This window comes from Dietzia timorensis (genome assembly GCF_020742175.1).
GTDB classification, from domain to species: Bacteria; Actinomycetota; Actinomycetes; order Mycobacteriales; family Mycobacteriaceae; genus Dietzia; species Dietzia timorensis_A.
Map to the genome: position 1 here is coordinate 1 of NZ_DYXM01000039.1, position 7841 is coordinate 7841.

At 65.8% G+C, this 7841-nt stretch carries 6 protein-coding genes and 1 pseudogene; 4 read left to right on the forward strand and 3 right to left on the reverse strand.

Translation table 11 applies throughout. The annotated features are described in order from the left end of the window. The 3 genes from K8V11_RS01945 to K8V11_RS01955 form a co-directional block, all read left to right on the forward strand. The coding region (locus K8V11_RS01945; RefSeq protein ID WP_303910529.1) for a pyridoxal 5'-phosphate synthase at positions 1 to 520 on the forward strand (520 nt) is incomplete at its 5' end. Between the two features lie 255 nt (positions 521 to 775). Next, a complete protein-coding gene (locus tag K8V11_RS01950) occupies positions 776 to 2059 on the forward strand; it encodes a citrate synthase (protein ID WP_303910530.1) in 1284 nt (427 codons plus the stop codon). Between the two features lie 157 nt (positions 2060 to 2216). After that, positions 2217 to 2579 carry an FKBP-type peptidyl-prolyl cis-trans isomerase gene (locus tag K8V11_RS01955; RefSeq protein WP_303910531.1) on the forward strand — a complete coding sequence of 121 codons (363 nt, stop codon included), beginning with the start codon at positions 2217 to 2219 and terminating at the stop codon, positions 2577 to 2579. 75 nt (positions 2580 to 2654) lie between these two features. On the opposite strand, the pseudogene K8V11_RS01960 reads toward K8V11_RS01955, so the two are convergent. From K8V11_RS01960 to K8V11_RS01970, 3 genes and pseudogenes are all read right to left on the reverse strand, one after another. After that, positions 2655 to 3308 (reverse strand): annotated as a pseudogene (locus K8V11_RS01960) (DUF1801 domain-containing protein). Positions 3309 to 3313: 5 nt separating this feature from the next. After that, complete coding sequence (locus tag K8V11_RS01965; protein ID WP_303910532.1) at positions 3314 to 5257, reverse strand: AMP-binding protein; 1944 nt, start codon at positions 5255 to 5257, stop codon at positions 3314 to 3316. A 137-nt stretch (positions 5258 to 5394) separates the two neighbouring features. Continuing rightward, positions 5395 to 6924 carry a carboxyl transferase domain-containing protein gene (locus tag K8V11_RS01970; protein ID WP_303910533.1) on the reverse strand — a complete coding sequence of 510 codons (1530 nt, stop codon included), beginning with the start codon at positions 6922 to 6924 and terminating at the stop codon, positions 5395 to 5397. A gap of 148 nt (positions 6925 to 7072) precedes the next feature. Here K8V11_RS01970 and K8V11_RS01975 point away from each other — a divergent pair, with 148 nt between their 5' ends. Next, positions 7073 to 7819 (forward strand): enoyl-CoA hydratase, encoded by a 747-nt coding sequence (locus tag K8V11_RS01975; protein ID WP_303910534.1) that lies wholly within the window; start codon positions 7073 to 7075, stop codon positions 7817 to 7819. Positions 7820 to 7841 lie beyond the last annotated feature (22 nt).

The following is a 7841-nucleotide window of genomic DNA, read 5'->3' on the forward strand; positions in this document are numbered from 1 at the left end:
CGCCGACCGCGTGCGGTTTTTCACCACGCGCACCTCGCGCAAGGGCTCCCAGCTCGCAGCAAATCCGCGGGCGTCCGCGACGTTCCCGCTGCTCGAAGCCGAGCGGCAGGTGCACCTCGAGGGCCTCGTAGTGCCACTGGATGACGACGCAAGCCGCGAATACTGGGCCACGCGCTCGCGCGAATCGCAGATCTCGGCATGGGCGTCGGCGCAATCGCGTCCCGTGGCGGGCGCTCCCGAGTTGCGCGAGCTGTACGCCGAGGCGGCCTCTCGTTTCACCGGCCCCGGTGGGGAAGAGCTTTCCGTGCCGATGCCGGCGTATTGGGGAGGTTATGAACTGCGTCCCGATCGCGTGGAATTCTGGCAAGGGGGTGCCGGACGATTCCATGATCGACTCGTCGCGACCCGGGAGTCGACCGGCGATGACGGGGAGGCGGCGCACAGCGACCGGCCTTCGGGCGACGGCGGACGCGAGGGCGAAAGCGTGCTGGCCTGGCGCGTGGAAAGGCTCCAACCCTGACCGCATTGCGTGAGCCCCAGCGCATTTAACAGTCTCGGTTAGTCCTCGCCAACCGGCTTTCGCTGAGTGAATAATGAGGGGACCATATGCCGCAGCACCGGTGTACGGGCTAAAGTGGACACGACTGGGACGACCAGGCTTACGGACGCTCACACTTGAACCACCAAAACCTGGTGCGCGTCCGTGCCATCGTGTGCCCGCACCGAAAACGGTGGGGCGCAAACGCACAACGTACCGAGCTTGAGAGGTCAACGCATGCCTGCAGAAGCGAACGGAATGGCCACCCTTTCCACGCCCAACGGAGATCTGGACCTGGAAGTGGTTAAGGCCACCGAGGGCAGTTCGGGCATGCAGCTCGGCAAGCTGCTCGGAGAGACAGGGATGACGACGCTCGACGTCGGTTTCGTCAACACCGCCGCGTGCCAATCGGAGATCACCTTCATCAATGGTGATGAGGGAATACTCCGCCACCGCGGTTACCCGATCGACCAGCTCGCCGAGAAGGCATCGTTCCTCGAGGTGTCGTACATCCTCATCTACGGCGAGGACCCGACCCCGGCTCAGCTGCAGTCGTTCACAGAGTCGATTATGGGCGAGACCTCGCTGCCCGAGATCATTTCGCCGGTGCTGCGCGCGTTCCCGACCGACACCCACCCGATGCCCGTGCTCTCCGCCGGTGTGTCGCTGTTCGGCACGCTGGGCGACGACATCAGCATCAAGGACGACAAGCAGATCGATCTCGCCACCGCGCGTCTGCTCGGCCGCACGCCGACGCTTGCGGCAGCGATCCACCGCGTACGGGCCGGCAAGGAACCTATCGCCCCCGATGCATCGCTCGGCTACGTCGGAAACCTTCTCCGAATGACCTTTGGCGAGGACTACGAGATCACCGACGAGCTCGTCCGCGCGCTCGACATGCTTCTCGTTCTCCACGCCGACCACGAGCAGAACTGCTCGACCTCGACCGTCCGCATGGTCGGTTCGTCCAATGCGCCGCTGTACGCCTCGATCGTCGGCGGCATCAATGCTCTTTACGGGCCTTTGCACGGCGGCGCCAACCAGGCCGTTCTCGAAATGCTCGAGCGCATACATGAAAACGAGGGCGGCGACGCCACCAAGTACATGGACAAGGTCAAGAACAAGGAAGACGGCGCGAAGCTCATGGGCTTCGGCCACCGCGTCTACAAGTCCTACGACCCGCGCGCGGCCATCGCGAAGAAGTTCGCGACCGATGTGCTGTCCAAGGCCAACGATCCTCTGCTCGAGATCGCCCAGGCCCTCGAGGAGAAGGCACTCGCCGATGATTACTTCGTCGAGCGGAAGCTATACCCGAACGTTGATTTCTACACCGGCCTCATCTACCGTGCGATGGGCTTCCCGACCGAGATGTTCACCGTCTTGTTCGCGCTCGGCCGTATGCCCGGTTGGATCGCGCACTGGCGCGAGCAGCACTCCGATCCCGCCACCAAGATCAATCGTCCGCGCCAGGTGTACGTCGGCGCGACGGAAAAGAACTTCGTACCGGTATCCGAGCGTTAGGATCGGGGGAACCGGTCGGCATCGCCGAGGTCCGGTTCTCGCCGGACCGGCAGCCGTGTGCTGTCCGCTCGTCGGATGTTCCGACAAGCAGATACCGGCCGACTCCTCGGCGGAAAGCACTGCCGAGACAACTGTTACACAATCAGAGGACTCCGAAATGACTCTCGAAAAGCCAGAGATCGAGCCCGCAGAAGGCCCTGCCCCGACCGAACTCGTCATCGAGGACGTGATCGTGGGCGACGGAGCCGAGGCCGTCGCTGGCGGGAATGTCACTGTGCATTACGTCGGTGTCGACTTCGAAAATGGCGAGCAGTTCGACTCGTCCTGGGATCGCGGGGAGTCGATCTCGTTCCCGCTCAACGGTCTGATCCAGGGCTGGCAGGAAGGTATTCCGGGCATGAAGGTCGGCGGTCGCCGCAAGCTGACGATCCCGCCGGAAATGGCCTACGGCACCTCGCCGGCCCTGCACCCGCTCGGCGGACGCACGCTGGTGTTCATGATCGACCTGATCGACGCCTAGGCAACGCGACCGCACGCATGAACTTGTTCGGCCCCCGGAATCTTCCGGGGGCCGAGTTCTATTTCTCCGAAGTTGCTAACTCTCCGCTGCGTGGCGGACGAGCTCCTCGAGGATTTCGAGGTCGACGTCTTCGGGTTTGTTGATCCAGATACACCCCGCGCCGACCTTGTGCTTGCCCAGCGCGGCGAGGAGTTCGTCGGGGCGCGGGTGCCCCTGGAGACCGTAAAGCGCGAGGTTGGCCTTGCGCGGGCTGAACCCCGTCTGGAACCAGTCGCCCTCCCGCCCGGTGTGCGAGGTGTAGTGGACTTCGCCGTACCCGACCATGGACGGCCCCCACATCACCGGTGTCTCCCCGGTGGCGCGATTGAACAGCTTCAGCAGCAACGCGCCGTGCTCCCGGCGCTTCGGTCAGGGAAGCTCGTCGATCCACTCCGAAGGTATGACGTCGGTGGGCGCGGTCTTGATATCGGCCGCATGTTTGCCGGTGTGCCCCTTGGTGACGGTGGCGCCGAGCTTCTTCGGCGCCGGCACGGTTCCGCCGAGCGTCGTGCCCTGCGCCCGCAGCACCTCCTGGAGACGGTCGAGCGCACGCGGGCCGACTCCGTGGAGCGCGGCCAGCTCGGCGTAGTCGGCCCCGGCGAGCGATTCCACGTCGGCGTAGCCCGCTGCCCGAAGCGCTCCGCGGGCGGGATTGCCCATCCCGGCGACGTCATCGAACGATGTCGGCATGGCCGCTAGTCCGCCTCTCCGCGCAGGACCGGCGCGAGCGCGTCGAGCACGTCGGGATCCTCGATCGTGGACGGCACGTTGGGGGTCTGCCCGTCGGCGATCTGACGCATGGTCTTGCGCAAGATCTTGCCCGAGCGGGTTTTGGGCAGCCCCTGCACTATGTGGGTGTCGCGGAACGAGGCCACCGCGCCGATGTGCTCGCGCACGAGCGCGGCGAGCTCCTCCCGAAGCGTCGACGGGTCGGCGACGACCCCGGACTTGAGCACCACGTATCCGACGGGAAGCTGGCCCTTGAGCTCGTCTTTCACTCCGATGACGGCGACCTCCGCAACATCGGAGTGGATACCGATCGCGGCCTCGATGGAACCGGTGGACAGGCGGTGGCCTGCGACGTTGATGACATCGTCGGTGCGCCCCATGACAAACACGTAGCCGTCGGAATCGATGTACCCGCCGTCGCCGGTCGCGTAGAAGCCCTCGAACGTGGACATGTACGAGGAGACGAAACGTTCGTCGTCGTTCCACAGCCCGAGCATGTTGCCGGGGGCCAGCGGCAGCCGCACCGCGAGGTTGCCCTCGACGCCCGGGGCCACCTCGTTGCCCTCGCCGTCGAGAACGACGAGGTCGGACCCGGGCACGGCGACGGTTGGCGAGCCGAGCTTGATCGGCATGGGGGCGAGTCCGCGCAGGTTCGAGGCGAGCGGCCAGCCGGTCTCGGTCTGCCACCAGTTGTCGATAACCGGCTTGCCGAGCTGGTCCATCGCCCACGTCTGGGTTTCGGGATCGAGCCGCTCGCCGGCGGAGAACAGCGTCTCGAACTTCGACAGATCGTATTTGCCGATCTCCTCGCCGTTCGGGTCGACGCGGCGGATCGCGCGAATCGCGGTCGGCGCGGTGAACATTGCGCGGACGCCATGCTCGGCGATGACCCGCCAGAACGCGCCGGCGTCCGGGGTGCCCACCGGTTTGCCCTCGTAGAGCACGGTCGTGGCGCCTACGAGTAGCGGCGCGTACACGATGTAGGAGTGCCCGACGACCCAGCCGACGTCGGACGCGGTCCACCACACGTCGCCGGCGGACATGCCGTAGACGTTCCACATCGACCAGGCCAGGGCGACGGCGTGCCCGCCGTTGTCGCGGACGACGCCCTTGGGCAGCCCTGTCGTGCCGGAGGTGTAGAGGATGTACAGCGGGTCGGCGGAGTCGAGCTCTTCCGGAACGGCGGCCTCCGCACCGTCGACGAAATCCGCCCACCGCACCCACGCCGCGCCGCGCGCCTCTTCACCGGTGGGCAGCGCATCGCGGCCGAATTCCGCGCGCTCGTGCACGACGACGGTCGTGGGCGTATGCCGGGCCAGCTCCAACGCCTTCACGATGATCGGCACATACGGGACCTGCCGGCTCGGCTCGATCCCTCCATCCGAGGTAAGTATGACGGCGGGCTTGGCGTCATCCACGCGGATCGCGAGCTCGGGTGCCGCGAATCCGCCGAACACGACCGAATGGACCGCACCGATGCGTGCGCACGCCAGGATCGCCACGAGTGCCTCGGGGATCATCGGCATGTAGACGACGACGCGGTCGCCTTTGCGAACCCCATCGGCCTGCAGCGCACCCGCCAGCCGCGACACGCGCGCCAGGAGCTCGTTGTAGGTGATGGTCTGCGAGGTGCCGGTGACGGGGGAGTCGTAGATGATTGCGGCCTGTTCGCCGCGGCCCGAATCGACGTGCCGGTCGACAGCGTTGTAGCAGGTGTTGAGCTTGCCGCCGGGGAACCACTTATTGTGCGGGGAGTTCGATACATCGACGGCGGAGCTCGGCGGCTGGATCCAATCGATGAGCCGGGCCGCCTCGAGCCAGAAGCCGTCGCGATCCGTGACGGATTGCTCGAATGCCTTGTCGTATGCCTCGCGCTCGGCGGTCGTTGGGGATGGAGATTCCTGGGACACGGATGGACTCCTTCGGTTCGTTCTCGATTCGGGGCTTCGATATGGCGCCGAACCGATCGCCGTCAATGGCTCGTGCGGCGGAACTTCCGGCGAGTGCGATCGATTTTAGTCGAATGCCCGCCGCGGGACCCGGGTTTCTACGAGAGCATTCGGTAGCGGCGCAGCCGGTCGGACTGACGGATGTGTTGCGGCGTGCGGCGGGCGTACTTGAGGCCCTCGGCGATCGATTCGGCGAGACGATGGCAGAACGCGACGGGCTCGTCCGCCGCGTCGGGCTTTTCGGCGATGATCTCGTCGACAATGCCGTGTCGAAGCAGTTCCGGCGCCGAGACATGTTGCGAGCGGGCCATATCCGCCGCCCGGTCGGGCGTGCGGTGGACGATCGCGCTTGCCCCCTCCGGCGGTAGTGGCGAAAGCCATCCGTTCTCTGCGCACAGCACCTTGTCTGCGGGGAGCAGCGCGAGCGCCCCTCCGCCGGTTCCCTGCCCCATGATCACCGAGATCGTGGGAGAGGGGAGGGTGACGAGATCGGCCAGGCTCCGCGCGATCTCTCCGGCCAGTCCGCCTTCCTCGGCGTCTTTCGAAAGGTCGGCGCCACGCGTGTCGATGATGGCGACCAGCGGCACCCCTAGTTCGCGGGACAAACGCATCCCGCGGCGAGCGGTGCGAAGCGTTTCCGGCCCCATCGGCCGGTCGCGTTCGATCACTCGGTCCTGGCCGACGATGACAGCGGCCTGCCCGCGAATCCTCCCGAGACATAGCGACAGGGGCCCGGAATCCTCACCCTGACCGGTGCCCGACAAGGGAACGAGATCCGAGACCGCGGTGGAGAGGAATGATTTCGTGCCCGGACGATCCTGGCGTCTGGTCGACTCGACGGACCTCCACGGATCCTGACTTTCCGGGACGAACACCGGGTTGGGCCCCGTTGCGTCGTCCTCGTGGGGCTCTACGATCTGAGGTGAGAGTTCCTCCTCGGTGGGTGGGTCCATGCACAACACTCGCAATGTGCGGTGGGTGCGGTCTCGGACGTGGCGATTTCCCACGACTCCGTCGATGACGCCCTTGTTCGCGAGGTTCTCCGATTCCTGCACGCCATCGGGGAAAGGCTCGTCGTAGAGCGTTTCGTACACACGTGGGCCGAGAAAGCCGACGAGCGCCCTTGGCTCGGCGACGGTGACGTGTCCGAGAGATGCCCACGAGGCGAACACGCCGCCTGTCGTGGGGTGGCGTAGGTAGACGAGGTAGGGGAGCCCCGCAGACTTGTGGGCGGCGACGGCGGCCGCGATCTTGATCATCTGGACGAAGGCAACAGTGCCCTCCTGCATCCTCGTTCCGCCGGACGTGGGCGCGGCGAGTACGGGAAGGCGCTCCGCGGTGGCACGCTGAATCGCCTCGGTGACACGGCTCGCCGCGGCGACTCCGATGGAACCGGCGAGAAACTTGAATTCGCCGATCACCACGCAGACAGGCCGGCCGAAGAGGGTTCCCTGGCCGGTGACGACGGACTCGTCCACGCCGGACTTCTCTCTTGCCGCAGCCAATTCCTCCGGATAGTTCTCAATCGATTGAGCCCACATCGGAGGGCCGGTCGGGCTGTCCCAGGACACGAAGCTGCCTTCGTCCAGGACCAGATCGCGAAGTTCTGCGGCGGAGATTCGTGGCATATCCCGATAGTAGGCAGTGCCGGGCGGTCCCGTGGCCCATATCGACGGCGCACGCCGGGTACCGTTACCGATAGACATGTCCGAAAGGTGCTGGTCATCCCAGGTGGTGGCTTCCGCCTGCATTTTTCGAAAGTGAATGAGGTTGCGAATGCTGGAAGTACGTCGCGAGGGCGCGGTGGCCGTCATCGCCATGGATCGGCACGAGAAGCGAAATTCGATCAATGCCGACGTGTGCCGCGCACTCCGCGAGGCCTTCGAAGAGCAGGTCGCGACCCTCGACGCCGACGACCCGGTCCGCGTCATCATGTTCACCGGCAACGGCACTGCCTTCTCGGCCGGCGCCGATCTCGGCGGCGGTGTGTACTCCGAGGAATTCTACGACCAGCACGAGCGGCTTCTGCGGACCATGGAGTCGATCCCGATCCCGGTGGTCGCCGCCGTGAACGGACCGGCCGTGGGCGCCGGCGTCCAGCTCGCCCTCGCCGCGGACCTTCGGGTGATGGACCCACAGGCATTCCTTGCGGTTCCGGTTGTCAAGGTCGGGCTTGCTCTGGACTGGTGGACGGTTCAACGCGCCTCCGCCGTCATAGGTGGTGGGCATGCGCGGACCCTTCTGTACTCGGCGCAGCCGGTCGACGCGAATTTCTGCGAGCGTGTTGGCTTCGCCAACAAGATCGGGGACGCGACCGAGGCGATGGCGTACTGCCAGGAGCTCGCGACGTTCGCGCCTCTGTCGCTGCAGCACATCAAGGCCGTGATCAACGACGATCTCGCGCGCGCCGACCACGACCCGGCTCGCGAGGAACTACAGCGCAAGGCGTGGTACTCCGACGACGCCTCCGAATTCCGTACTGCGCGTCAGGAGAAGCGCACGCCGAAGTTCACCGGCAAGTAAAGAACACTTCCGAACGCGACTT

What these genes read in the sequence shown, in the direction of transcription:
- K8V11_RS01950 (WP_303910530.1), top strand. Translation starts at nt 776, where the DNA reads ATGCCTGCAGAAGCGAACGGAATGGCCACCCTTTCCACGCCCAACGGA.
- K8V11_RS01955 (WP_303910531.1), top strand. Translation starts at nt 2,217, where the DNA reads ATGACTCTCGAAAAGCCAGAGATCGAGCCCGCAGAAGGCCCTGCCCCG.
- K8V11_RS01970 (WP_303910533.1), bottom strand. Translation starts at nt 6,924, where the DNA reads ATGCCACGAATCTCCGCCGCAGAACTTCGCGATCTGGTCCTGGACGAA.
- K8V11_RS01975 (WP_303910534.1), top strand. Translation starts at nt 7,073, where the DNA reads ATGCTGGAAGTACGTCGCGAGGGCGCGGTGGCCGTCATCGCCATGGAT.